Annotated in this window: 24 protein-coding genes; 16 read left to right on the top strand and 8 right to left on the bottom strand. The window is 49.6% G+C overall.

Annotated features, from left to right (window positions below; all coding sequences use genetic code 11):
• Positions 1 to 4: 4 nt before the first annotated feature.
• From ACN0VA_RS02800 to ACN0VA_RS02750, 11 genes are all read left to right on the top strand, one after another.
• Complete coding sequence (locus ACN0VA_RS02800; protein WP_417819666.1) at positions 5 to 1,153, top strand: MFS transporter; 1,149 nt, start codon at positions 5 to 7, stop codon at positions 1,151 to 1,153.
• A 35-nt stretch (positions 1,154 to 1,188) separates the two neighbouring features.
• Positions 1,189 to 1,584 carry a hypothetical protein gene (locus tag ACN0VA_RS02795; RefSeq protein WP_417819665.1) on the top strand — a complete coding sequence of 132 codons (396 nt, stop codon included), beginning with the start codon at positions 1,189 to 1,191 and terminating at the stop codon, positions 1,582 to 1,584.
• Positions 1,585 to 1,709: 125 nt separating this feature from the next.
• Positions 1,710 to 2,957 carry an efflux RND transporter periplasmic adaptor subunit gene (locus tag ACN0VA_RS02790; protein ID WP_417819664.1) on the top strand — a complete coding sequence of 416 codons (1,248 nt, stop codon included), beginning with the start codon at positions 1,710 to 1,712 and terminating at the stop codon, positions 2,955 to 2,957.
• Entirely contained in the window at positions 2,954 to 6,091 is a 3,138-nt protein-coding gene (locus ACN0VA_RS02785; RefSeq protein WP_417819663.1) for an efflux RND transporter permease subunit, read from the top strand. Before ACN0VA_RS02790 ends, ACN0VA_RS02785 begins: the two co-directional genes overlap by 4 nt.
• 36 nt (positions 6,092 to 6,127) lie before the next feature.
• Positions 6,128 to 7,777, top strand: a complete 1,650-nt coding sequence (gene pgi / locus ACN0VA_RS02780) for a glucose-6-phosphate isomerase (protein WP_417819662.1) — start codon at positions 6,128 to 6,130, stop codon at positions 7,775 to 7,777.
• The gene (mutL, locus tag ACN0VA_RS02775; protein ID WP_417819661.1) at positions 7,777 to 9,636 is read left to right on the top strand and encodes a DNA mismatch repair endonuclease MutL; all 1,860 of its coding nucleotides are present in this window, start codon (positions 7,777 to 7,779) and stop codon (positions 9,634 to 9,636) included. The genes pgi and mutL overlap by 1 nt, the downstream gene beginning before the upstream one ends.
• Before the next feature lie 65 nt (positions 9,637 to 9,701).
• Positions 9,702 to 10,205 carry an invasion associated locus B family protein gene (locus ACN0VA_RS02770; protein ID WP_417819660.1) on the top strand — a complete coding sequence of 168 codons (504 nt, stop codon included), beginning with the start codon at positions 9,702 to 9,704 and terminating at the stop codon, positions 10,203 to 10,205.
• 122 nt (positions 10,206 to 10,327) lie between these two features.
• Positions 10,328 to 11,077, top strand: coding sequence for a 16S rRNA (uracil(1498)-N(3))-methyltransferase (locus ACN0VA_RS02765; RefSeq protein ID WP_417819659.1), 750 nt, complete (start codon positions 10,328 to 10,330; stop codon positions 11,075 to 11,077).
• Between the two features lie 29 nt (positions 11,078 to 11,106).
• Complete coding sequence (locus tag ACN0VA_RS02760; RefSeq protein ID WP_417819658.1) at positions 11,107 to 12,465, top strand: glutamate--cysteine ligase; 1,359 nt, start codon at positions 11,107 to 11,109, stop codon at positions 12,463 to 12,465.
• A gap of 23 nt (positions 12,466 to 12,488) precedes the next feature.
• Complete coding sequence (locus ACN0VA_RS02755; RefSeq protein ID WP_417819657.1) at positions 12,489 to 12,791, top strand: chorismate mutase; 303 nt, start codon at positions 12,489 to 12,491, stop codon at positions 12,789 to 12,791.
• Positions 12,792 to 12,961: 170 nt separating this feature from the next.
• Positions 12,962 to 14,716, top strand: a complete 1,755-nt coding sequence (locus ACN0VA_RS02750; protein ID WP_417819656.1) for a methyl-accepting chemotaxis protein — start codon at positions 12,962 to 12,964, stop codon at positions 14,714 to 14,716.
• Positions 14,717 to 14,763: 47 nt separating this feature from the next.
• On the opposite strand, the gene ACN0VA_RS02745 is transcribed toward ACN0VA_RS02750, so the two are convergent.
• Both ACN0VA_RS02745 and tldD read right to left on the bottom strand, forming a co-directional pair.
• A complete protein-coding gene (locus ACN0VA_RS02745; RefSeq protein WP_417819655.1) occupies positions 14,764 to 15,450 on the bottom strand; it encodes an MOSC domain-containing protein in 687 nt (228 codons plus the stop codon).
• 12 nt (positions 15,451 to 15,462) lie between these two features.
• A complete protein-coding gene (gene tldD / locus ACN0VA_RS02740) occupies positions 15,463 to 16,896 on the bottom strand; it encodes a metalloprotease TldD (protein ID WP_188665203.1) in 1,434 nt (477 codons plus the stop codon).
• A 118-nt stretch (positions 16,897 to 17,014) separates the two neighbouring features.
• Between tldD and metZ the strand changes: the two genes are divergently transcribed.
• Complete coding sequence (gene metZ, locus ACN0VA_RS02735; RefSeq protein WP_188665201.1) at positions 17,015 to 18,205, top strand: O-succinylhomoserine sulfhydrylase; 1,191 nt, start codon at positions 17,015 to 17,017, stop codon at positions 18,203 to 18,205.
• Positions 18,206 to 18,389: 184 nt separating this feature from the next.
• Here the strand turns inward: metZ and ACN0VA_RS02730 are convergent, their stop codons facing one another.
• The 4 genes from ACN0VA_RS02730 to ACN0VA_RS02715 form a co-directional block, all read right to left on the bottom strand.
• On the bottom strand, positions 18,390 to 18,827 hold the full coding sequence (locus ACN0VA_RS02730; RefSeq protein WP_417819654.1) for a GNAT family N-acetyltransferase: 438 nt from the start codon (positions 18,825 to 18,827) through the stop codon (positions 18,390 to 18,392).
• Positions 18,824 to 19,705: a DMT family transporter gene (locus ACN0VA_RS02725; RefSeq protein ID WP_417819653.1), complete on the bottom strand. Its 882-nt coding sequence runs from the start codon at positions 19,703 to 19,705 to the stop codon at positions 18,824 to 18,826. Before ACN0VA_RS02725 ends, ACN0VA_RS02730 begins: the two co-directional genes overlap by 4 nt.
• An 89-nt stretch (positions 19,706 to 19,794) precedes the next feature.
• Entirely contained in the window at positions 19,795 to 20,166 is a 372-nt protein-coding gene (locus tag ACN0VA_RS02720) for a histidine triad nucleotide-binding protein (RefSeq protein ID WP_417819652.1), read from the bottom strand.
• Positions 20,167 to 20,278: 112 nt separating this feature from the next.
• A complete protein-coding gene (locus ACN0VA_RS02715) occupies positions 20,279 to 20,959 on the bottom strand; it encodes a flavin reductase family protein (RefSeq protein ID WP_417819651.1) in 681 nt (226 codons plus the stop codon).
• Positions 20,960 to 20,995: 36 nt separating this feature from the next.
• Between ACN0VA_RS02715 and ACN0VA_RS02710 the strand changes: the two genes are divergently transcribed.
• The 3 genes from ACN0VA_RS02710 (at position 20,996) to ACN0VA_RS02700 (ending at position 22,566) form a co-directional block, all read left to right on the top strand.
• Positions 20,996 to 21,535 carry an NUDIX domain-containing protein gene (locus ACN0VA_RS02710; RefSeq protein WP_417819650.1) on the top strand — a complete coding sequence of 180 codons (540 nt, stop codon included), beginning with the start codon at positions 20,996 to 20,998 and terminating at the stop codon, positions 21,533 to 21,535.
• A gap of 43 nt (positions 21,536 to 21,578) precedes the next feature.
• Complete coding sequence (locus ACN0VA_RS02705) at positions 21,579 to 21,803, top strand: hypothetical protein (RefSeq protein ID WP_188665187.1); 225 nt, start codon at positions 21,579 to 21,581, stop codon at positions 21,801 to 21,803.
• 97 nt (positions 21,804 to 21,900) lie between these two features.
• Positions 21,901 to 22,566, top strand: coding sequence for a c-type cytochrome (locus ACN0VA_RS02700; RefSeq protein WP_417819649.1), 666 nt, complete (start codon positions 21,901 to 21,903; stop codon positions 22,564 to 22,566).
• A 41-nt stretch (positions 22,567 to 22,607) separates the two neighbouring features.
• Here ACN0VA_RS02700 and ACN0VA_RS02695 read toward each other — a convergent pair whose 3' ends face one another.
• The gene (locus ACN0VA_RS02695; RefSeq protein WP_417819648.1) at positions 22,608 to 23,162 is read right to left on the bottom strand and encodes a regulatory protein RecX; all 555 of its coding nucleotides are present in this window, start codon (positions 23,160 to 23,162) and stop codon (positions 22,608 to 22,610) included.
• A 72-nt stretch (positions 23,163 to 23,234) separates the two neighbouring features.
• On the opposite strand from ACN0VA_RS02695, the gene ACN0VA_RS02690 reads away from it, so the two are divergent.
• Positions 23,235 to 24,026: an ABC transporter permease gene (locus tag ACN0VA_RS02690; RefSeq protein WP_417819647.1), complete on the top strand. Its 792-nt coding sequence runs from the start codon at positions 23,235 to 23,237 to the stop codon at positions 24,024 to 24,026.
• A gap of 81 nt (positions 24,027 to 24,107) precedes the next feature.
• Here the strand turns inward: ACN0VA_RS02690 and trxA are convergent, their stop codons facing one another.
• Positions 24,108 to 24,425, bottom strand: coding sequence for a thioredoxin TrxA (trxA, locus tag ACN0VA_RS02685; protein ID WP_188665181.1), 318 nt, complete (start codon positions 24,423 to 24,425; stop codon positions 24,108 to 24,110).
• Positions 24,426 to 24,456 lie beyond the last annotated feature (31 nt).

The following is a 24,456-nucleotide window of genomic DNA, read 5'->3' as shown; positions in this document are numbered from 1 at the left end:
CGGGATGACGTTTCTGGCCCCCAGATTGTCGTCTTTTTATATCGCAATATTTTTTGTGATCGGCTGCATGATGCCCTATTGGCCCGTCTGGTTGCAGCACCGGGGCATGACGGGGGTGGAAATCGGTATTTTAACGGCGATCCCTGTTTTGGGCAAAGTTGTCTTCTCCCCCTTATTTGCCAGTTTGGGCGATAAACTGGGGGAACGAAAACGCTTGATGTTGCTGTTTCTTGCCAGCTCATTCTTCTGTTTTGCATTGTTTTTCGTTGCCCATAGTTTTTATGCCCTGTTTATCATTTCGCTCTTATATGGCATCAGCTGGGCACCGCTTATGTCGTTTGGCGATAACGTAACCTTACTTGCAACACGCGGGGGAAATATCCAGTATGGACGGCTGCGTCTGTGGGGATCGATCAGTTTTATCGTCATGTCTTTTGGCTTCGGTTTTGTCTTGGAAGGACGCGATGTCGGTATTATCTATTGGACCATATTGGGCGCCATTGCCTTGACGTTCTTGGCCACCCTCGGCTTACCCGATATGCGCGCCATGCCCTTGGGGCGAACAGGGCGTCCGGTGCGCACCTTGTTGAAAGACAGAACATTTCAGATATTCATGGCAACGGTGGCCTGTATTCATGGTTCCCACGCCCTTTATTACGGATTTGCAACCCTACACTGGCGTGCCCAAGATTACAGTGATGCGTTTATCGGCTTTTTATGGGCTGAAGGGGTCGTGGCGGAAGTGGTCTTTTTTATTTTTGGCGGGCGAATCGGGGATCGTTTTGGGGCCGCCAGCCTGTTGGTCTTTGCTGCAATCGCCTGTGTTGTGCGTTGGTCCGTTCTGGCAAATGACCCTGATGTGATTGTTTTATGTCTGGTTCAAATCCTTCATGCCTTGACCTTTGGCGCCATGCATTTGGGGGCGATGAACTTTATCTCACGTACGGTTAGCGTTGATTTTTCTGCAACAGCGCAAAGTTTATACGGCGCATCGGCTTTTGGGGTTGGAGCCGGTATATCGCTGCTGTTTGTCGGTTATTTTTACGAACTGTTTTCCGGCGGGGCATTTTTTATAATGACTCTTCTCGGAATTTTTGGCACGCTTTGCGGCCTTGTGTTAAGGCAGCGTGAGAAATGCCATATACCCGCTTAAGACGCAGACTGACACAACAAGCAGGATAACACCCCATGAATGCGCCGCACCGCCGCAAGGAGTGGCTGGAATTTAAAGACTGGTGTGTACAGCGAAGATTGAAGGCTTTCCCCGTCCATCCTTGGACCTTGTCAGCCTACATTCTGTGGCTGGATGCCCATCGTCGTGCGCGTACGTTACATAAACGTGTGGATGTGATTGTTCGGGTGCATCTGCGCGCCTGTGTCCATTCCCCGGATCGTGACCCGTTGGTACAACGCACCTTGGATACGGTGGAACAACGCCGTTTAAAGGGTTCTCATAAATCGTTTGATGGGACAGATTTGCTCGAACCGAAAAAGAAGAACCCAACCCCCGTACAAGATAACGCCAAGCGCGTCTTGCGCCATGTTCCCCCGCTGGTGAATAAACGTCCGCAAACAGATGCCTGATTATAAAATCGCGGATTTATTGTAGTTGAGTTGACGATCATCAATTGTGAATTACTTTATCATTTGGTAATATACATTCAATTACAAATGGATCCCCCCCTCAATTGACATAAAGGTAATCGGGCATGGAGCTTTGGCAGCGATACAAAAAAGCCATTTTCCCATTGGTTGCAATTTTAATAGGCATTGGCGTCTTTGCGATTTTAAAAGCAACCAAACCGCAAACGCCTTTGATGGAGGTTGAGGAACGGTATTGGCCCGTTGCGGTGGAAACAGTGCAATTTGAAAATGTCCGCCCACGGGTCAGCAGTTTTGGTGAAATCCGCGCCGGGCGAGAAGCCGAATTACGCGCACAAGTCTCCGGTCGGGTTATATCTGTTTCCGATAGTTTGGGTGATGGGGCCTCCGTTCGGGCGAACGATGTTTTAATCCGCATTGATGATTTTGATTATGTCGCCACCGCGCAGGAACGCCGCGCTGATTTGCACGAAGCCGAGGCCAAGCTGGTTGAACTGCAAACCATGTTGAGCGGAGAGGAAAAATTACTGCCTGTTGACAAAAAGCAGGTGGACTTAGCCGCCCGGGAACTGGACCGTCAGCGCCAATTGTTAAAACGATCCGCGGTCAGTAAAAAAGCCCATGATGATGCGCAATTGAATTTGAACACCCGTCGTCAGAATGTCTTGGTCCGCGAACAAACAATTGCACGTTTTCAGTCCCAGATTGTGCAGGCGACCTCTGCCGTTGAAAAGGCGAAAATAGCCCTGAGCAAAGCGCAACGCGATGTGGAAGACACCCGATTAAAAGCACCGTTCGACGGCTTTTTAACACAGACGGATGTGACCGAAGGCAAACAGGTTTCCACATCTGATCGCTTGGCCCGTTTGATTTCCTTGCAACGTCTGGAAGTCGGTTTTCATCTCAGCGAAACAGCCTATGCCCGTTTGACCCGGCAAACACCGTTAAAGGGGCGCACGGTTGAAATTTCGGTGCGCCGCGGAACGGTTGTGGAAAAATTTGAAGGAACGATTGTACGTATTGATGCCCGTGTTGATGCCGCAACCGGGGGGCGCAACGTGTTTGCAGCCTTATCGGGTTTGACACTGGATACGGATTTACGTCCCGGTTTGTTTGTACAGGTCAATGTGCCGGATGAAGAATATAAATCGGTTGTGTCCCTGCCTGTTCAGGCCATCCATGACGCGGCTTATGTGTATGTCGTCAAAGACAGCCGTTTGGAAAAACGCGATGTTGAAATTGCCGCACTGGATGGTGAACACGTGTTGATTGCCACAGGTCTGCAAGCCGATGAACAGGTTTGTATTACCCGTTTTGCAGAAATGGGCAGTGGTGTGAAGGTGCTTGTCAAATGACGATGGGCCATAATGAAAGCCGCTTTAATCCGGTCAGCTTGTTTGCACGCCATCGAACCGCACCAAATTTGTTGATGTTATTAATGCTGTTACTGGGCGTTGTCTCGTTAATGCGCCTAAATGTCCAGTTTTTCCCCAATTTCGGGATTGATGTAGTCACGGTTTCGGTGAAATGGTCCGGGGCGGGCGCGGAAGATGTCGATTCCAATATTATACAGGCATTGGAACCGGAACTGCGTTTTCTGGACAGTGTCAAACATGTGAAATCAACCTCGAATGAGGGGCTGGCCTCTATTTCCATTGAATTTGAGGCTGGAACCGAAATGCAGACCGCGCTCTCTAATGTGGAAACGGCGGTTGGCGGGGTCACCACCTTACCCGAAGACAGCGAAAAACCTGTGATCAACCGCGTTGTGCGTTACGAGCCGATTACCCGTTTGCTGGTCAGTGGTCCTTATCCCGAGTCTGCCTTGAAAGCGATTGCCAAAGGCTTGCGTGATGAATTGCTGGAACGTGGCGTTGACAAGGTTGATTTGGCAGGTGCCCGCGATGAAGAAATTTGGGTGGATGTCCTGCCGGAAACATTGCGGCGACTGGATTTGAGCATTGGTGATATTGCAGAACGGATTAAACAGATTTCACAAGACATTCCTGCGGGTGAAACAGGCGGAATACAAGCCAAACAAATCCGCGGATTGGGGGAAGTCAAAACAGCCGAGGGTGTGGCACAAATTGAAGTGCGTGCGCGTGAAAACGGTGAAAAAATTAAATTGTCCGATATTGCCCGCGTCAGTGAACAGTTTGATGCCGACGGGGTCGAAGTCCGTTTCAATCAAACGCGCGCGGTTGAATTGTTGGTCAAACGGGCGACAACGGCGGATGCATTGGATGTCGATAAAATCGTTACAAAATTTTTGAACGATGTTCGTCCCACCCTGCCCCCAAATCTGCGTTTGGACCAGTACGAAATTCAAGCCAATCTGATTAAGGACCGCATTGATCTGTTATTGGAAAATGGTCTTAGCGGTTTGATCCTTGTTTTGACGATTTTGTTTTTGTTTTTAAATACCCGCGTGGCATTTTGGGTAGCAGCGGGCATTCCGGTTTCGTTGTTGGCGACCATGTTTGTGATGGAACTGTCCGGGCAAACCATCAATATGGTCAGCCTGTTCGGACTGATCATGGCCATCGGGATTGTGGTGGATGATGCCATTGTGGTGGGGGAACATTCCGAAACATTACGCAGGCGGGGCCTGTCCCCGGCCGAAGCCGCCGAAGGCGGGGCATTGCGTATGCTGACGCCTGTTTTTGCCTCGTCTCTGACGACAATTGCCGCCTTTATGCCGCTGTTGGCCATTTCCGATATTATGGGGCAGATTATTGCCGCGATCCCGTTTGTTTCTATCGCGGTGATTATTGCCAGCTTAATCGAATGTTTCCTCGTTTTGCCCGGACATATGCGTCATGCTTTAAAAGGCAAACCGGAAGAAGCCAACGGTTTTCGCAAAGCCTTTAATACAAGGTTCAATCGGTTTCGCGATGAACATTTTGCCCGCTTGGTGGCTTGGGTCTTGGAATACCGTTATGGGACATTGGCAATTGCCGTTGCCTCTTTAATTATTGCCGTTGGTTTACTGGTTGGTGGTCGTGTGGGGTTCCAGTTCTTTAAGGGACCGGAAGCCGAGCGGATTTTTGCCAATGTGGAAATGGTTGCCGGAACACCGCGTAGCCAAACACAGATTATGGTGGATGAATTGGAACGCGCCATGTTTGCTGCAAATGAGGAACTGGGCGGTAAATTGATTGTCGCCCATGTGACGAAGGTGGGCGCAAAAACGTCAGCCAGCGGTGGTATTGGTGGTAAGAACAGTCTGGGCAGTGATCATCTCGGCGGGGTCTATGTTGAACTTGTTTCCTCAGATAAACGCGATATTCGCACAGCAACCTTTCTGGATTTATGGCGCGAAAAACTGGATGAAAAGCCCGGGTTGATCAAATTGACCCTGATCCCGGTTCAAGCGGGACCACCGGGACGTGATGTGGATATTCGTATCAATGGTGACGATATTCATGGATTGAAACAGGCCTCCAATGAGGTGATGGATCTGCTGAAACGCTATTCCGGTATTTCGGCGATTGAAGACGACCTGCCTTATGGCAAGGAAGAAGCCATTTTGGAACTGACACCACATGGGCAGGCCTTGGGCTTTACCACACAGGATGTTGCCCGGCAGGTGCGTGATAATTTTGACGGTGCGGTGGCGAAGCGTTTTCCACGCGGGGATGAAGAGGTTTTGATCCGTGTCCAGTTTGATCGCAATCATATCAATGAAACGGATTTGGATGGCTTATACTTGCGCAGTCCTTCAGGGGCAGAAGTGCCCTTGACCCAAGTGGTTCGCTTGCGTACCAAAACCGGGTTTGCAACTGTCAAACGCGAAGATGGCACCCGTCAGGTTTCCATCACGGGGGAACTGAATAAATCGGCAACCAGCACCGGGCGCATTATCGAAGCATTGCAGCGCGATGACGTGGATCAAATCGCGGCCAAACATAAGGTAGAAATCGGGTTTGCCGGCAAGGCAGAAGAAACGCAACGGACCTTTGGCGATATGTTAAGCGGCGTGGTTGTTGGCTTCAGTGCGATTTATATTATTTTAGCATGGGTCTTTGCCAGTTATTCCAAACCGATTGTGGTGATGTCGGTTATCCCGTTTGGTTTTGTCGGAGCCGCTTTCGGTCATTTGATCATGGGATATGATTTGACGATCCTCAGTCTTGTGGCCTTGGTCGGCTTAAGTGGCATTGTGGTGAATGACTCCATTATTCTGGTATCGACGGTGAAAGAACATCAGGATATGGGCGAAGAGGCAATGACAGCGATTGCGCGGGGCACGATTGAACGTTTGCGCGCCGTTATCTTGACCTCTGCCACGACGATTGGCGGGCTGACCCCTTTGATGTTTGAAACCAGCTTGCAGGCGCAATTCTTAATTCCAATGGCGATTACGATGGTTTTCGGCCTGATGGTGGCAACCTTGTTGGTTCTGGTCGTTATTCCCGCGTTGCTGGCGGTATTGGAAGACCTGAAATCTATGAGATCGGGGATTCCTTTTTTGAAAAAAAACGTCTAGGGTGTTTTTTTAGACAGCAAACAAGACGATTTTTTCATGAGCGCCCTGACAGATAGCCCGGCATGGCAAGCCCTTTTGGATCATCATCAAGAGATCAAGGACGTGCATATGCGCGACTTGTTCAAAAAGGATCGAGGCCGTTTTGAACGGTTTTCCGAACGATCCAGCGGGTTGTTGCTGGATTATTCCAAAAACCGCATTACTGAAAAAACAATGGGCTTGTTGGGGGATCTCGCGCGTTCTTGCGGCGTGGAAGAAGCCCGTGATCGCATGTTCAATGGCGCACATATCAATACAACGGAAGACCGTGCGGTTTACCATGTCGCCCTGCGTAATCGTTCCGATCGGGCGATGATTGTGGATGGTCACGATGTCATGCCCGAGGTCCGGGACGTTTTGGAAAAAATGCGCCATTTTTGCGATGATGTGCGCGAAGGGCGTTGGCGTGGTGTAACCGGAAAACGCATTCGTACCATCGTCAATATCGGGATCGGCGGATCTGACTTGGGTGTGATTATGGCTTTGCAGGCATTGCGTAGCTATCAAAGCGATGATCTGACACCGCGTTTTATTTCCAACGTTGACAGTTCTCACCTTGTAGAAACCCTACGTGGACTGGATGCAGAAACCACCTTGTTTATTGTGTCATCCAAAAGTTTCACCACACAGGAAACCTTGCTGAATGCGACATCCGCGCGCACCTGGTTGATTAAGAAGTTAGGCACTGACGCGGTGCGCCATCATTTTGTTGCGGTCTCCACCAACGAAGAGAAAGTCTGTGATTTCGGGATTGATACCGATTACATGTTTCCGTTTTGGGATTGGGTCGGGGGACGTTATTCCACATGGTCAGCGATCGGTCTGGCGATTGCGCTGGTGTTGGGTATGGATAAGTTTGAGGAAATGCTCGAAGGGGCATTTGCGATGGATGAACATTTTCGGACCTCCCCCATCGAACATAATATCCCGATTATTATGGCGATGCTGGGGGTATGGTATGCAAATTTCTTTGGTTGGTCCACGCACGCGGTTTTACCCTATGACCAGTATCTGACGCGTTTTCCGCAATATCTGCAACAGGTGGATATGGAAAGCAATGGCAAGCGGGTTGATCTACAGGGACGTCCGGTGGATTATCAAACGGGTCCGATTGTGTTTGGGCATGCAGGCACCAATGCGCAGCATTCGTTCTTTCAGCTGTTGCATCAAGGCAAATGGGATGTGTCGATGGATTTTATCGGGGTGGCGAATAATCATCACCCCTTGCGGGATCATCAGACGATTTTGTTATCCAATTTTTTAGGGCAGACCAAAGCCTTGATGTGGGGGAAGACTGAAAAAGAAGTTCGCGCACAACTCAAGAAAAAAGGGGTTCCTGCAGAACGGATTGACCAATTGGCCCCCCATATGACCTTTCCCGGAAATAAGCCGACCAATTCGCTGGTTTTGCCCTTGATTACGCCGTTCACAATCGGACAATTACTGGCCCTTTATGAGCATAAAATCTTTGTGCAGGGAGTCGTCTGGAATATCAATTCATTTGACCAATGGGGGGTGCAGTTGGGGAAAGAACTGGCCCGTGATCTCGCCCCGCAAATTACCGGGGAAGCCCCGATTATGGGTAATGATTGTTCGACGCAAGGCTTGTTGAAATATATGAAACTGTTGAAGAAGGAATACGATTGATGGGCATCCGCCTTCTGCCGCAAACCCTGATCAACCAAATTGCCGCCGGGGAGGTTGTGGAACGTCCGGCCTCTGCCATGAAAGAACTGGTCGAAAATGCCATTGATGCCGGGGCCACCCGCATTGACGTGGTGATGAAAGAAGGCGGGCGTGTACTTTTATCGGTCAGTGATAACGGGTCCGGGATGAATGCGGACGAATTGGAACTGGCGGTGCAGCGTCATGCGACATCGAAAATCCCGGATGAAGATTTATTCAATATCGCCACATTGGGTTTTAGGGGAGAGGCCTTACCGTCAATCGGGTCTGTGGCACGAATGTCAATTACGTCGCGTAACAAAGACAGTGAAAACGGCTGGTGTATCCGTGTGGAAGGTGGCGAGGTCGATGGACCGGAACCAGCTGCCCATGCCCAAGGGACACGTGTGGAAGTGCGTGATTTGTTTTTTGCAACACCGGCGCGCCTGAAATTTTTAAAAGCGCCCCGCACGGAATTAAATCACGGCATTGATATGCTGAAACGTCTGGCCATGTGCCACCCTGAGATTGCCTTTACCCTAAGCGATGGTGTGCGCACCCTTTTAAATTTGCCCTCCAGTCAGGGCGAATTGTTTGCGGCGATGCTGGATCGTTTGCGGGCGATTATGGGCCGTGAATTCGGTGATAATTCTGTTGTGATCGATGCAGAACGCGATAACGTACGTTTGACCGGGCATGTCAGCTTACCAACGCTGAACCGGGGCAATAATGCGTTACAATTTTTCTTCGTGAATGGTCGTCCGGTGAAAGATAAGCAGCTTTACGGCGCGGTGCGCGGGGCTTATCGTGATTTTTTGGCCCATGACCGTCATCCGCTTCTGGCTCTGTTTATCGAATTGCCACCGCGTGCGGTGGACGTCAACGTGCATCCAGCCAAGGCAGAAGTGCGGTTTCGCGATGCTCAAGGGGTGCGCGGCTTGATTGTCAGCGCCTTGCGACAAGCGTTAAACGGGGCGGGACATCTGGCGTCTAGCACGGTTGCTGAAGACGCATTGGCAGCTATGCAGGCCCCGCAAAGGCGCGAGATGGACCCGGCAGCGGTGGAAATGGCGCGTACGATTACATCCAAAGGCACGAGTGGTGGTTTTTCCCATTATAACCCCATGCCCGCACCCAGCGAAGGTCTGCGCGAGGCAGCGGCACAGTTTCAGGCCCCTTTAAGCGGACTGGATGCCCCCCTTCAAGCCAACCGACGCGAATCTTCGGATACGGATTATGATATTGCAGGGGAACAATATCCCTTAGGTGTGGCGCGTGCACAGTTACATGAAACCTATATTGTCGCCCAAAGCGGGGATGCCATTATTATGGTGGATCAACACGCTGCCCATGAACGTCTGGTCTATGAGCGCATTAAAAAAGATCTGGAAGCAACAGGTGTCAAACGCCAAGGCCTGTTGATCCCCGAAGTGGTGGAGCTGGATATTGTTGATGCCGACCGTCTGGTTGCCCGTGCGACAGAATTGGAAGAGCTGGGACTGGTGATTGAAAACTTTGGCTCCGGGACGGTGGTTGTGCGTGAAATTCCAGCCATGCTGGGGGCAAAGGTGGATATTCAAGGACTGGTCAAAGATGTTGCCGATAGCCTGGCGGAGGTTGATGAAGCCATGTCATTGCGCGATCGGCTTATGGATGTTTGCGGATCGATGGCCTGTCATGGGTCCATCCGCGCCGGGCGTCGTTTAACGCTGGATGAAATGAACGCCTTGTTGCGTGAAATGGAAGTCACACCGCATTCCGGCCAGTGCAAACATGGTCGTCCCACCTATGTGGAATTGAAACTGAAGGATATCGAACGGCTATTTGGCCGTAGTGGTTAGGGTGCGCTGCAATTTTTTTTGGAATCTTTGTAATTTATTAAGGGTCTTTTGCCAGCATAAGAGCCATGAGACATTTTACTTACATTTTTACACTTCTTTCAGCGCTGCTGCTCTCATGGACGGCAGAGGCTGCCGGTTTTGAATTTTTAGGTCCGCAAGGTGACTGGGATGTTTTTGCGGATAAAAAATCCAATGCGTCCGTTTGTTATATTGCATCTGTGCCTTCCAAGGCGAGCCATACGGATAAGCGCGGGGACATCTACGTTCTGGTGACCATCCGCAAGTCCGAAGGGCTGAAGGATGTTGTCAGCTTCCACCAAGGCTATCCACTGGATAAATCCAAGGATGTTCAGGTCACGATTGGCAGCGCAAATTTCAAACTGTTTGCTTCTGGCGAGACGGCGTGGACCTACGAATCAAAAGATGATCAGCGTTTGGTTAAAATGATGAAAGCGGGCGCCACCATGAACGCCGTTGGCATTTCCACACGCGGAACAAAAACCACCGATACCTACTCCCTAAAAGGGATTTCGGCGGCTTATGCAGCCATGCACAAAGCCTGTTCTTAAAAAGCCTTTCTTTTTTATGACGCTTTTCCCTTGGTCTTGTGACCAGCTAGGGATATAAAAAATCATTGAATGCGTCCGGCCCTCGGGGATGTCTGTGGGCCGCTTGGCTTTTTTGGGAAGAGATGGCTAACCTTATCCGCTTATTTATTGATGGTGCCCTTGCAACCGGCAATCAGCTGGATTTGCGCGAAGACCAAGCCCATTACGTGAATAATGTCATGCGATTGCAGGCCGAAGACCGCGTAGCTGTTTTTAATGGCTGTGATGGGGAATGGCAGGCAAGGATTGTTTCTGCGCGTAAGAAAAAATGTTTGATCGAAGTTGAAGATAAAACACGGGATCAGGATGGCTGTCCTGATCTTTGGCTTGTGTTTGCGCCGATTAAAAAACAACGTATGGATTTTATCGTTGAAAAAGCAACCGAGTTGGGAGTCGCGGCACTTGTCCCTGTGATAACACAGCGGACCATTACCTCGCGCATTAATACGGAGCGACTTCACGCACAAGTGATCGAAGCCTCCGAGCAATGTGAACGACTTAACATTCCCGCTATCAAAGAAGCCGTATCTTTGGCGCAGCTGATAAAAGATTGGCCGCAGGAACGCAGACTTTTTGTGCTGAATGAACAGGGTGGGGCACCGGCAATCAATCTTGGCTTACAGAATGCAGATTCACAGGAACCGGCTGCTATTTTGGTGGGGCCGGAAGGTGGTTTCGATCCATCCGAACTTGACCTTTTGCTGAAACTGCCGTTTGTTACGCCGCTAAGTATTGGTCCCCGTATTTTACGGGCCGATACGGCTGCCTTGGCAGCACTTAGCTGTTGGCAATCCGTCCTCGGAGATTGGCAAACGCCACTTCGGGAAAGATAAAAAAAGAAGTTTGATAAGGACACCTGAAAATGGGTAACAAATCCGTTGTCGTCGAAAATAAACAACAATTGGTGGACTATCTTGCCAGCGGCTGTAAACCAAAATCCGATTGGCGGATCGGAACGGAACATGAAAAATTCGCCTTTTGTACGAAATCCCTAAAGACACTGCCCTATGAGGGTGAGAAATCCGTTCGCGCCCTATTGGAAAATATGTCCCAATTCCCGGAATGGGAACCCGTCTTTGAGGCCGGCAATATCATTGCCCTGAAAGGCAATGATGGATCATCGGTGACCCTTGAACCGGGGGGACAGGTTGAATTGTCCGGTGCGCCGCTGGAAAGTATTCACCAAACCTGTAAAGAAGTCGGGACGCATTTGGAACAGGCCAAGAAAGTGGCAGCTGAACTGGATGTTAGTTTTCTGGGATTGGGTTACCAGCCCAAATGGTCAGTGGACGATATTCCGTGGATGCCCAAGGGGCGATACAAGATTATGCGCGAATATATGCCGAAAAAAGGCACCCTTGGTCTGGATATGATGAAAGCAACCTGCACGGTGCAGGTTAATCTGGATTTTGCTTCTGAAACAGACATGGTGCGCAAGTTCCGTACATCTATTGCCTTGCAGCCGATTGCAACAGCGCTTTGGGCAAATTCACCGTTTCGCAATGGCAAACCCAATGGCCTGCTGTCTTTCCGCTCCCACATTTGGACGGATACGGACCCGGATCGTTGTGGAACATTGCCTTTTGTCTTTGAAGACGGTTTCGGCTTTGAATCTTATGTGGATTATATGCTGAATGTGCCGATGTATTTTGTTTATCGTGAGGGTAAATATATTGATGCGTCCGGTCAGTCGTTTAAAGATTTTATGGCAGGAAAATTGCCAGCCTTGCCAGGAGAACGCGCGACCATACAGGATTGGGAAGATCATCTGACAACGGCTTTCCCCGAAGTTCGTTTGAAAAAGTTTCTGGAAATGCGTGGCGCCGATGGCGGGCCGTGGAATCGTCTGTGTGCGCTACCCGCATTCTGGGTTGGTCTTCTTTATGATGATCAGGCACTGGATGAAGCAGAACAACTGGTGAAAGACTGGTCACTGGCCGATAATGAATATTTGCGTGAACGTGTGCCCTATACAGCCCTGAATACTGAATTTAAGGGGCAAACCATTGGCGATATCGCGATGGATGTGCTTGATATAGCTCAAGGCGGTTTGAAACGTCGCGGTGTAGTCAATAGTCAGGGTCAGGATGAAAGTAAATTTCTTGAGCCGCTTTACACAATCGCGGAATCCGGTCAAACGCAGGCGGAAATTATGCTCAAAGAGTTTGAAACCCGCTGGAAAGGTGATATTGATCAGGTCTTTAAAGATCACGCCTATTAATTTGAATAGCCTAAGAGATTAAAATGCCCAAAGCCGTTACCTGTCATTCTTTGCAAGATGTACGCGACAATATTGATCGCCTGGACGAAATTATCGTCGGTTTGCTTGCTGAACGGATCGGCTATGTGCTTCAGGCTGCACAATTTAAAGAAACGCGCGGGGATGTCCGCATTCCCTCGCGTATCGAATATATTGTGGAACGTGTGCGCCATTTTGCTGAAGAAAATGCAATGGACCCGGATATGGCAGAATCGATCTATCGTCATATTATGGAAGAATCTATCGCGCGCGAAGAAATTCGTTGGGATAAAATTAACCAAAGTTAATCCCCTTATCACAGCTTTAGACTACAAGATTGATTACATCTTAATGTTTTACATGCATAAGGTGTAGTAAATCTATAATTGATAAGTCATCGACCAGTTCCCACCTATTTAACTTTATAGGCATTTCCGCTGTAACAGTGGGGGGAAGGTGTCTTGAAGAGGAGCTGATTGTGGGTTGGATTTCTAGAAGTATCTTATGGAAGATTGTCCTTCCTGTGCCCGTTGCTGCCATATTGGCAGTGGTTTTAATGTTTTTTGTCGTTCCTGGAATGATGCGGGACAATGCCGTTGAGAATGCGGTGGATTCTGCCACACAAACGGTCAATCAGTTTAAAGCGATTCGGGGCTATTATACAAAAAACGTTATTCAAAAAATTCTGACTGAAAGTAGCTTGGTTCCGAGTGTCGACCATAAAACAATGGAAGATGGCGTGCCCCTACCGGCAACATTTATTCATGATATGAGTGAGTTGCTGTCCAAAGAAGACACGACTATGCGCCTTTACAGCGCTTTTCCTTTTCCCAATCGGGCGGACCGTACACTTGATGCTTTTGAAAAAGAAGCCTGGGATAAAATCTCTAAAAACAAGGACCTGAAATTTGTAAATACCGTTGAACAAGACGGGAAGACAATCGTACGGGTTGCTATTGCAGATATCATGTCAGCAGACGCTTGTGTGGATTGTCACAATCACCGCCCTGATACACCCAAAGATGACTGGAAATTGGGCGATGTGCGCGGTGTATTGGAAGTGGATACAGCCATTGATGCCGTGATTGCACGAGGGGATCAAATTGCGATGACGATGGTTGTCTTTACCTTGTTATTGGGAACCATTTTAACAGTCGTTGCCTTGCTGAGTGCAAAATCGGTGGCAACTCCGATTACACATATGACCAATATTATGAATGAGTTTGCCGAAGGGCGTAACAACGTTGAAATCCCAACAACCAAGCGGGTCGATGAAATCGGTAAGATGGTGAAGGCGATTACAACTTTTAAAACAAATCGAGAGCGTCGCCAGCAGGATTTGGAAGAACAAAAACTGCGTGAAACTCAGCTGGTGGAAAAACGCCGTTTGCAAACTGAGAAGATGGCGAATGATTTTGAAAAATCCATCGGTTCCATCGCCAATGATCTGGGGAATTTCACCCGCAATCTGGATGTGGCGGCAGAACGTATGAACGAAGTCTCTTCGGATGCCCAAAATCAGGCAGGCGCAGTTGCCAATATGGCCGATCAGGCAACGCGTAATGCGGAAACTGTGGCGGCAGCGGCAGAAGAATTAACGGCTTCCATCGGTTCCATCACCAATCAGGTGTCCCATGCCAGTGAAGTCGCGACAGGTGCACGGGATCAAGTAACCGATACAAACGATAAAATCCGCAAATTGGCTGAGGCCGTGGATAAAATCGGGGAAGTCGTGCAGTTGATCAGTGGTATTGCCGAACAAACCAATTTGTTGGCGCTGAATGCAACGATCGAGTCCGCGCGTGCAGGCGAAGCAGGTAAAGGCTTTGCTGTTGTGGCAGGGGAGGTGAAGAACCTTGCCAATCAAACAGCACGTGCAACACAGGATATTGCCGATCAGATTGCCAATATTCAGTCTGCCACGGACGAGTCGGTGGAGGCAATGGATGGGGTTGCCCGTGTGATTGGTGAGATTAATGAAATCTCGGCCACAATTGCGGCATCTGTTGAACAACAAGGGGCCGCAACACAGGAAATCTCGCTGAATGCGCAAGAGGCAGCGGCGGGAACCAGTCAGGTTTCTTCCACCATTGCCAATGTAAATGAAGCCGCGATTGAAGTTGGACAGTCTTCACAGGATTTGGCAGGATCGGTCAAACAATTGAACAAGTTGTCTGATGATCTGGGTGAAGAGGCCAAAGCCTTCCTCAATCATATCCGTAAAGAAGATTAAAAAGAACAACAGCGCTGCCTTTTGTAAATAAAGACAGCGCTGTTTTGTTATCCCTTCAGACGTGGACCTGTGTCTTCCGCGTATCCCTTCTGGGCTTTTTTCTCAAAAGCGGTGCGCCAGCTTGTTGATAAAACATCCAGATTGGCGAGTTCCTGCGCGGTGTCTGCATCAATTTTGGAATTGAAGCGCGCTTGAATGAGCCGTTTGATCGACCACTCCGGGCAAGGACGTTCCAAAAGGTCCATTGTATCACCGACTTTGACCTGCCCATTTTCCAGAACACGATAATACCAGCCGGTCAGCGCGGTTTGCTGAAATTGCAGGGCGAAATTGCGGATACCGATATGTTTTGTCAGTTTCCAACAAGGTTGGCGACCTTGGCAGACCTGCACCTTTGCCGTTCCCAAACTGAGGATATCCCCCAGGCACAGGTTCTCTTCCGTCAGTCCGGTTGTTGCGATATTTTCACCGAAACAACCGGGCACAAACAGCTCAGCTTGTTCGGGGTGTTCGTTTTGCCAGAACCCCATATGGTCGCTGGCGTAATGGTGAATGGCTTTTTCCGGGCCACCATGAACTTTCAAATCTGCCTGTTCATCACGCAGAAAACCGTTTTCATCCAGTTCAAGCGGTCCGTCCGTGTAGGTTTTGGCAATGGCCGAGGGGGCTTTGTCCGGCCATCTTTCTTCGACCTTACCAACGTAAAGTCCGATAATTTTTCCGCTGAGGTTCATGGGGGGAAGTCCTTACATATCTGTGCCACCGACCGTAATCGGGTCGATTAACAGGGTGGGTTGACCCACGCCGACGGGCACGCCTTGTCCGCCTTTGCCGCAGGTGCCGACACCGGGGTCGATTTCCATATCATTGCCGATCATTTTTACTTTGGTCAGGCAGTCCGGGCCATTGCCAATCAGGGTTGCGCCTTTGACCGGGGCACCGATTTTGCCGTTTTCAATCATATAGGCTTCGGTGCAGCTAAAGACGAATTTGCCGGAGGTAATATCGACCTGACCGCCACCAAAATTCACGGCATAGAGACCGCGCTTAACCGAGGCAATGATTTCCTGTGGGTCTTTATCCCCGCCCAGCATATAGGTATTGGTCATACGCGGCAAAGGCATATGGGCGTAAGATTGACGACGACCATTGCCGGTGGGTTTTTGCCCCATCAGACGGGCATTCATGCGGTCTTGCATATATCCGGTCAGAATGCCGTCTTCGATCAAAACGGTATTTTGCGACGGGGTGCCTTCATCATCAATGGTCAAGGAACCACGCAAATCAGGCAAGGTGCCGTCATCCACAACCGTCACGCCGGGGGCCGCGATGCGTTGCCCCATCAGACCTGCGAAAGCCGATGTCTGTTTGCGGTTGAAATCGCCTTCTAACCCGTGACCGATGGCTTCATGCAATAAAATACCGGGCCAGCCGGGGCCGAGAACCACAGGCATCTCCCCTGCCGGGGCGGGAACGGAGTCCAGATTAACAAGGGCTTGGCGCAGGGCTTCATCACAGGCTGGTTTCCAACGCCCTGCTTTGAAAAATTCTTCATAAGTTGTACGCCCACCAAAGCCGTGCGAACCGCTTTCCATTTTGCCGTCTTTTTCCACAACAACAGAAACATTAAGGCGCACCATCGGTCGGATATCAGCCGCCTGTGTGCCATCTGCGCGGATAATCCGCACGGCTTGCCACGATCCGGCGATGGAAGCCGTGGCCTGCTTGACCCGGCTGTCTTTACTGCGCAAGTACGCATCAATTTCTTCCAGCAATTTAACCTTGGTTTCAAACGGCACAAGGTTGATCGGGTTGTCATCGATATAAAGCGATTTATTGGTGCCTTGCGGGGCGTCACTCATGGTGCCGCTATGACCACTATGAACGGCCTGAACGGTTGTGCAGGCCCGATCAATTGCGCCTTGATCCAGATTGGAGGCATGGGAATAGCCACTGGCTTCACCGGCGACACTGCGCAGGCCAAACCCTTGGGCGGTATCGAAACTGGCACTTTTCAGGCGACCATCATCAAAGCCAAGGGCTTCGCTTTGGCGATATTCGAGAAATAACTCCCCATCATCAGCCCCGTTCAGTGCGTTGGTGACGCTGGCTTCAACCTGAGCTTGATCCAGTTCGAAGCGGGAAAAGAAAAGATCGTCGGTGGCTTTAAAATCGGACATGAGGTGCCTTTATCGTCAGAAGAGAATATTTATATTAGAATGTGGCCTCTTGTACTGCTTTCGTCAACGGTGTAAAAGGCCTTTCCCCTAACTTGACCTTACGTAAAGGACGAAAGCAATGAGCAACAAAACCTGGCGCACGGCGACTCAGCTGGTGCATGGTGGTATTCAACGTTCTGCTTTTGATGAAAACAGCGAAGGTTTATTCCTGACTTCAGGCTATATTTATGAAACGGCCGAAGAACAAGAAGCAACTTTCAAAGAAGAGATCAAACGCTATCAGTATTCCCGATTTGCCAACCCGACGACCGGCATGTTCGAGGAACGAATGGCGATGATCGAAGGGGCAAAATTCTGTCTGGCAACTGCAACCGGCATGGCGGCGATCAATACCGCCCTGATGGCGCAACTGAAGGCGGGCGACCGTGTCGTAGCCTCGCGCGCCTTGTTCGGGTCCAGTCTCTTTATCTTGAACAACATCCTGCCGCGTTACGGTATTGAAACCGTTCTGGTGGACGGCGGCGACCTAAATCAATGGGAAGAGGCCTTAAAGCAACCGACCCGCGTTGTTTTATTGGAAACACCCAGTAACCCGACCTTGGATATTGTTGATATGCAGGCCGTGTGTGATCTGGCACATGCCAGTGGTGCACGTGTCATTGTCGATAACGTCTTCGCGACACCGATTTTACAAAAACCGATGGAATTTGGCGCAGATATTGTTGTGTATTCCACCACGAAATATGTGGATGGTCAGGGTCGGACCTTGGGTGGCGCGGTTCTATTTAACGACGAAGACCTGTTGAAAAATGAAATGATGCCGTTTTTCCGCAATACCGGACCGGCGATGAGTCCGTTTAACGCCTGGACCCAGCTTAAAGGTCTGGAAACAATGGACATCCGGGTGATGAAGCATAGCGAAAACGCAACTTTGCTGGCGCGTTTTCTGGAAAACCTGAAAGGGGTCGCTAAAGTCAACTACCCCGGTTTGCAGGCCCATCCCCAGCATAAACTGGCGATGAAGCAAATGCGCGCAGGTGGCCCGATGCTGTCGTTTGAACTGGACGGTGGCAAGGATAAGGCGTTTGCCTTTGAAAATGCGTTGAACCTCGTCAAGATTTGCAACAATCTGGGTGACACCAAATCCCAAATCACCCATCCGGCCACCACCACCCATTCAAAAGTGGACGAGGCCGAACGCTTGCACTTGGGCATCAGCCAAGGTCTGTTGCGTTTGTCTGTTGGTTTGGAAGATGTCGAGGATATCAAAGAAGACCTCGCCCAAGCTGCCCAAATCGTTTACGGATAACAAAAAAGAAGGCCGGAAGGCCTTTTCAGCCTACTGACAAAGTGTTTTTTTAGTAAATAATTGACCAAAATCCGTCATCCCGCACTTGATGCGGGATCCATTTAGAATCAATGGATTATATGTTACTCATTGAGCAAAGATGGATCCCCGATCGGGGTCGGGGATGACAGCTCAGTGGCTCTTGCTACAAAGCAATATCGTAACGAATGAAATCGGTTAAAACCGCGACTTTGTTATAAAGTCCCTGTGCGGTTTCATTTTGCTTGTCCGTATGCCAATAAAGCTTTGCCGCACCTTTTGACAAGGCCTCTTCTTTCAAGGCCGCAATTAAGGCCCGCCCGGTACCTCGGGAACGCACCGTCTGATCCACATACAAATCTTCCAGATAACAATAAGATGTCTGATACCATGTCGTGCCATGAAAAAAGAAATGGGCAAAACCGATCAAGCGATCATCTTCAACGGCCACAAATCCCTGCAACGGATCAGCCTCGTTCATCAGGCGCATCCAGACGGCGCGGTTTTGCAATTCCCCCAAATCGACTTTGTAGAAATCAAGGTAGCCTTGCCACAAAACAAGCCATTGGTCAAAATCACCTTCTTGTATCGTACGAATATTCATAAGATTTTTATTTCCTCTTTATAAGAACGTTCACGCCATAAAATGTAAATACCACTGGCAACAATCACCAGACTGCCGACAATCGTCGCCTGTTCGGGGAAGACCTGCCAGAACATCCAGTCAAACAACGCCCCCCAAATCAAGGCCGTATATTCCATTGGGCTGACCACAACAGTGGGGGCGGCACGCACTGCTTCCGTCATGCAATAAGCCGCCAGTCCACCAAAAATCCCCATTGCAAAGGCCCAGCCCCAAATTTCGGGTGTCATCTCTTCCCAATAGAACAGCATGCTCACAGCCCCTAGTATGGTCATGCCTGTCATTGTCCAAAAACTGAAACTCAGTCCCGTTTCCGTTTCACGATATTTGCGGGCAATAACCTGTGCCAAAGCATAGGTCACGGCAACCAGCAGGAAATAGCCACTGCCATCCCCCAAAATACCGTCATCAGGTTGCAGGACAATGACCACTCCGCCAAACCCGGCAACCAATGCGAAAATACGATGAAACCCAACCCGCTCCCCCATTAAAAGGGCGGAAAAACAGACGGCAAAAAACGGGGCGGCAAAACTGATTGCCAAGGCATTGGCGAGCGACATCTCGCGCAGGCCAATGGTAAAAGATACAAAGGCAACCGCGGCTAATCCGGCGCGCACCATATGGACCAGCGGTTTTCGGGTATAAACGGCCCGTTTCCCCCCTTTGCGCCATGCAATAATCAACAGAGGCAGCAGTCCGAAAAACGAGCGAAAGAACAGAATTTGCGGTGCGCTGATGCTATCGGTCAGATGTTTGACGATGGCATCCATGATGCTCATCACCACCATGCCAAACGCCATCAGGATCAGGCCACGGGAAATATCAGAAAGGTTCGACATGGAGAATGCCTCCTGTGAAAAGCGGACTTCCCCATTGCTGAATTTTTTTATCTTTCAGGGGAAGATCCCCTGAAAAAAACAAAGGAATCTTATGATTTGTTTGCTGGTTTGACCATCGTGCCGAGACGTCGACCACCAAAGATGTGAACATGCAGATGTGGGACTTCCTGTCCGCCATCTTCGCCGATGTTCGATAGAATGCGATAACCGCTTTCCACCACACCGGCTTCGCGGGCCACCACACCGATTGCGCGGATATATCCGGCAATTTCCACGTCGGACGCATTGGCGCTGAAATCATCAAAACTGACATAGGCGCCTTTTGGGATGACCAAAGTATGTACAGGGGCTTGCGGGGCAATATCTTTAAAAGCAAGCGCATAGTCGTTTTCATACACTTTCTCACAAGGGATTTCGCCGCGTAAAATTTTCGCGAAAATGTTGTTTGAATCGTATGCCATGACTTTAAAGCTCTCTAAATAATGCCGTAAGTTGTTTGAAGGTGCCTACCTTGTCGAAAAAAAGAAAATCTGACAAGAAAATTTTTGTATGGATACATTTGTATCCTCATCTTCATCCCTTACGCCAAGGTGCATCTAATTGGAAGATATCGCCCAGAGTTGCGTAATCTTTATAGCCCAATCGCGAGATCGGATTGACCTTTTTCAAGTCAACTTTACCATCCACCAAAACCCCGTCATCAATATGAATGCCAACCACATGTCCAAAGATTGCGGTGTTACGTTCTGACTCGTGATCACACAAAAGCGGGATAATTTCGGTCAAAACACATTCCAGATGAATCGGTGATTTTTTAATTCTTTTCGGTTTAATTAAGGTGGAGGGAATCATCTCCAGACCTGCGAGCTCCGCTTCATCCATGTCAGGGTGTTCAGGTGCGGCCGTGCGAAACATCTCATCCTTCAAGTCATACGTTGCAATATTTACAACAAATTCTTTTGTATTTTCAATGTTTTGTAAGGTATCTTTGCGTTCTGCATGAGGCGATTTTCCATTAATCGCAATCATTAGCTGAGGTGGATTTTGCGCTATACCATTAAAAAAACTAAAGGGCGCAACGTTGCCGACCCCATCCCGATTCGCCGTGCTGACCCAACCGATGGGGCGTGGCGCAATACAAGCTTTAAACGGATGATGGGGCAAGGGATGGGATTCATTTGTTTTAAAAAACATAAATTTTTTTTCTCTAACTTCAAACGTGTTTTCTAACTTCATATGCATTTGCAAACACATATTGCCTTAAAACCATCAAAAGGGCAAAATGCGTTCATGTCTAATCAAAAGTTAACAGGCCCCAGCATAAAACAAATCCCGGCAGGTGATGATCGCGAACGCCTTGTCTGCCCCGATTGTGGATTTATCGACTATCGCAATCCCCGCATCGTTGTCGGTGCTGTCTGCACGTGGGAAGATCAATTCCTGCTGTGCCGACGTGCCATTGAACCGTCTTATGGCAAATGGACTTTCCCCGCCGGATTTATGGAACTGGACGAAACCGTCGCCCAAGGCGCCGCCCGCGAAGCCAAAGAAGAAGCCGGTGTCGATGTAGATATTCAGGATATTATCGGTATTTACGAGGTTCCGCAGGTTGGTCACGTTATGATTATGCATCGTGCCCCCATGCAAAGCCCCTTTTTTGAAGCCGGGAGCGAAAGTCTGGAAGTCGCCCTGTTCGATTGGGCCGATATCCCGTGGGATGATCTTGCGTTCCCGTCGGTGGAATGGACGCTACGGCGGTTTATGGAAGTCAAGGACCAACAGACGGTACCCGCCATTTACAAAACATCAGAATACGTCCATATCACCTAAATCGTGTATGGCGATTTTCAATAACAGCTGTTAGAATAAGCGCATGTCTTCAGATATTCGCATATCCGGGTCAACGACCCAGCCGGTCGTCGGTGATCGCGGTTCTTACGGTGCAGACCGGGAAGAACGCGTCCGTATTGCCAAAACGACCCGCCGCGACGGCCCCGACATTCGCGGTGCGCTTGAACGCCTGCGACGCCTGCTTGCCTCAGGTGAGCCTTTGCGCGACGATGTCCCGCGCGGCTATTATCTGAATATTCTGGTCTGACATCTCATTTAAAATGGTTAACCTGTGAGCGCCGTCATAGCGTGCACAGTCTTTATTTCCGATGAATATCCTCCCCCTATAGACAAAGGAAAGAATTATGCGTTCTCTTATCTCTCTGCCCGCTCTGTTGACAACCGCCCTCATTCTGACGGCCTGCGGTGACGAAGACAAAAAGGCCGAACAGAAAGACCCCGCGCCAACAAAAACCGTTGAACAAACCACAAAAGCACCCGCCCCGGCACCAGCAGCCCCCAAGGAAGAACCCGCTGCCACAGCTGAAAGCGATGATAAAAACCTTGATATGACACCGGCTGAAGCACTGGAAAACATGCAACGTGATGCCGGCAAAGTTGCCGACAAAGCCGAAGAACTGGCCGGGAAAGCCTCCGACGCCGCCAAAAGTGCTGCCGCCTCTCTCAGCAATGCCATAAGCGGTGGTGATGCAACAAAAGGCGAGACTGTTTTTAAAAAATGCAAAGCTTGCCACACGGCGGAACAAGGTGGCAAAAATAAAGTCGGCCCGAACCTGTTTGGTGTGGTCGGACGTAAGGCCGGTAGCATTGCAGATTTCAAATATTCAAAAGGCATGCAAGCCCTTGACCTCACATGGGATACAGGCCTGATTGCAACCTATGTTGAAAACCCCACCAATTTCCTGCGCGACCAAACCGGCGATGCCACAACCCGCAGCAAAATGACGTTCAAACTGAAAGATGAACAAGATCGCAAAGATGTTGCCGCTTATCTGGCAACGTTTAAATAAGTCCTCATGATCGCCATCCCTGCAAAGCGGGGGTGGCGTCCTTATCGTTCGAAATCTTCCACGCTTTCAGCCTCGATAATATCGCGGGCGAGGTCGTAGGAAAAACCGGCGCGGGCCATTGCAGCGAGGTCTTTTTCTTTATAAGCCTCGCGTTTTTCTGGCAAACGGTAGGGGCCGAGCTTGCGCCGTTTGGCAAGGGCGAGGGCAGCGTCCCGTTCCAAGTTTTCGCTTTGTGTTTCTTCCTTCAAAGCCGTCAAAGCCTGCGCGATATGGTTCTCAGATAGGCCTTTTTCCATTAACTTCATACGGATCACACGTTGAGAGGTACCTTTGCGATGCAAAGCGCCGGCGCGTCCCTCGGCATAACGGGCATCATTGATAAAATTTGCTGCTTCCAGCTTGTTCAACAAGTCTTCAATCCAGTCGATCCCGTCTTGGATAGAAGTCTCGTGATAATAGTTTGATGTTTGGACATGGCGCATTAACACATTGCGCAAATTTTCACGCGATGTGGCAAAACGATCAATGTAGCGTAACGCCTTGTGACGCAGAGACTCTTTGGTCAATGGCCTTGGAATTTTTTTATCTTGTGACATATCTCACTTAGAATGCAGTCATTTATCTGATACAACAAATATAAATTTATTTAGCCAAAAAGAGAATCCTTTATGCATCCCACTGAAGTCAATCCCAATGCCGGAAACTGGCTGGGCCTGTGGACGCTTTATTCACGCGAAGTGCGCCGCTTCTTAAAAGTCTATACCCAGACTTTGCTTGCCCCGCTGGTCACCACCCTTTTATTCCTTGCTGTTTTCAGCCTTGCGCTAGGTCGCTCGGTTGAACACATCGGGTCCATTCCGTTTTTGGAATTCCTCGCCCCCGGTCTGGTGATGATGGCCATTACGCAAAATGCTTTTGCCAATACTTCCAGTTCCATTCTGATTGCCAAAGTTCAGGGCAATATCGTTGATACCCTGATGCCACCTTTGACCGCGCACGAGCTGACCTTTGCCTTTGCAATGGGCGGCACCACCCGCGGGCTGGTGATCGGGGCCTTGATTGTTGCGGTGATGAGCCTGTTTGTCCCGATGGGCATGGAAAATGCTGCCCTTGTCCTTTATCACGGTTTCATGGGCGCCTTGATGCTGTCCCTGTTTGGAGTTGTTGGCGGTGTCTGGTCGGTGAAATTCGATCATATCGCAGCGGTTACCAACTTTGTGGTGACCCCGCTATCCTTCCTGTCCGGCACCTTTTATTCCATCGAACGTTTGCCGGAGCTGGGTAAGTTTCTTGCGCATTTAAACCCGTTTTTCTACATGATCGACGGTTTCCGTGCCGGGTTTATCGGTCATGCCGACAGTAATATCCTCACGGGTATTTTGGTTATGGCCGGGGTCAATACCTTCTTATGGATCCTGTCCTATCGCATGTTCAAGACAGGCTACAAACTGAAAGCGTAACTGACTGAAACCACTGAAATTAAAAAAGACGCCGGTGATTATACCCGGCGGCTTTTTTATGCATTTTTATCGGCGTTTGTCTTAAAGGACAGACTCGATCCATTCCTGCAATTTGTTCTTGGGCAGTGCGCCGATTTTAGTGGCTGCAACCTGACCGTCTTTGAACAACATCAATGTCGGAATACCGCGCACACCGAACTTAGACGGTGTACCGGGGTTTTCGTCGATATTGATTTTCGCAATGGTCACTTTGCCGCCCAGTTCGTCGGACAGTTCTTCCAGTGCCGGTGCAATCTGTTTACACGGGCCACACCATTCGGCCCAGAAATCGACCAGAACGGGTTTATCGGAATTTACGACATCTGCATCAAAGCTGTCGTCTGTAATCTTTTTGGTCATTGTCTTATCCTAGTTGGGTAAGGCTTTAAAA

This window comes from Terasakiella sp., assembly GCF_048267425.1.
In the GTDB taxonomy this organism is placed as follows: Bacteria; Pseudomonadota; Alphaproteobacteria; order Rhodospirillales; family Terasakiellaceae; genus Terasakiella.
This window is presented reverse-complemented; position numbering and strand designations above follow the sequence as displayed.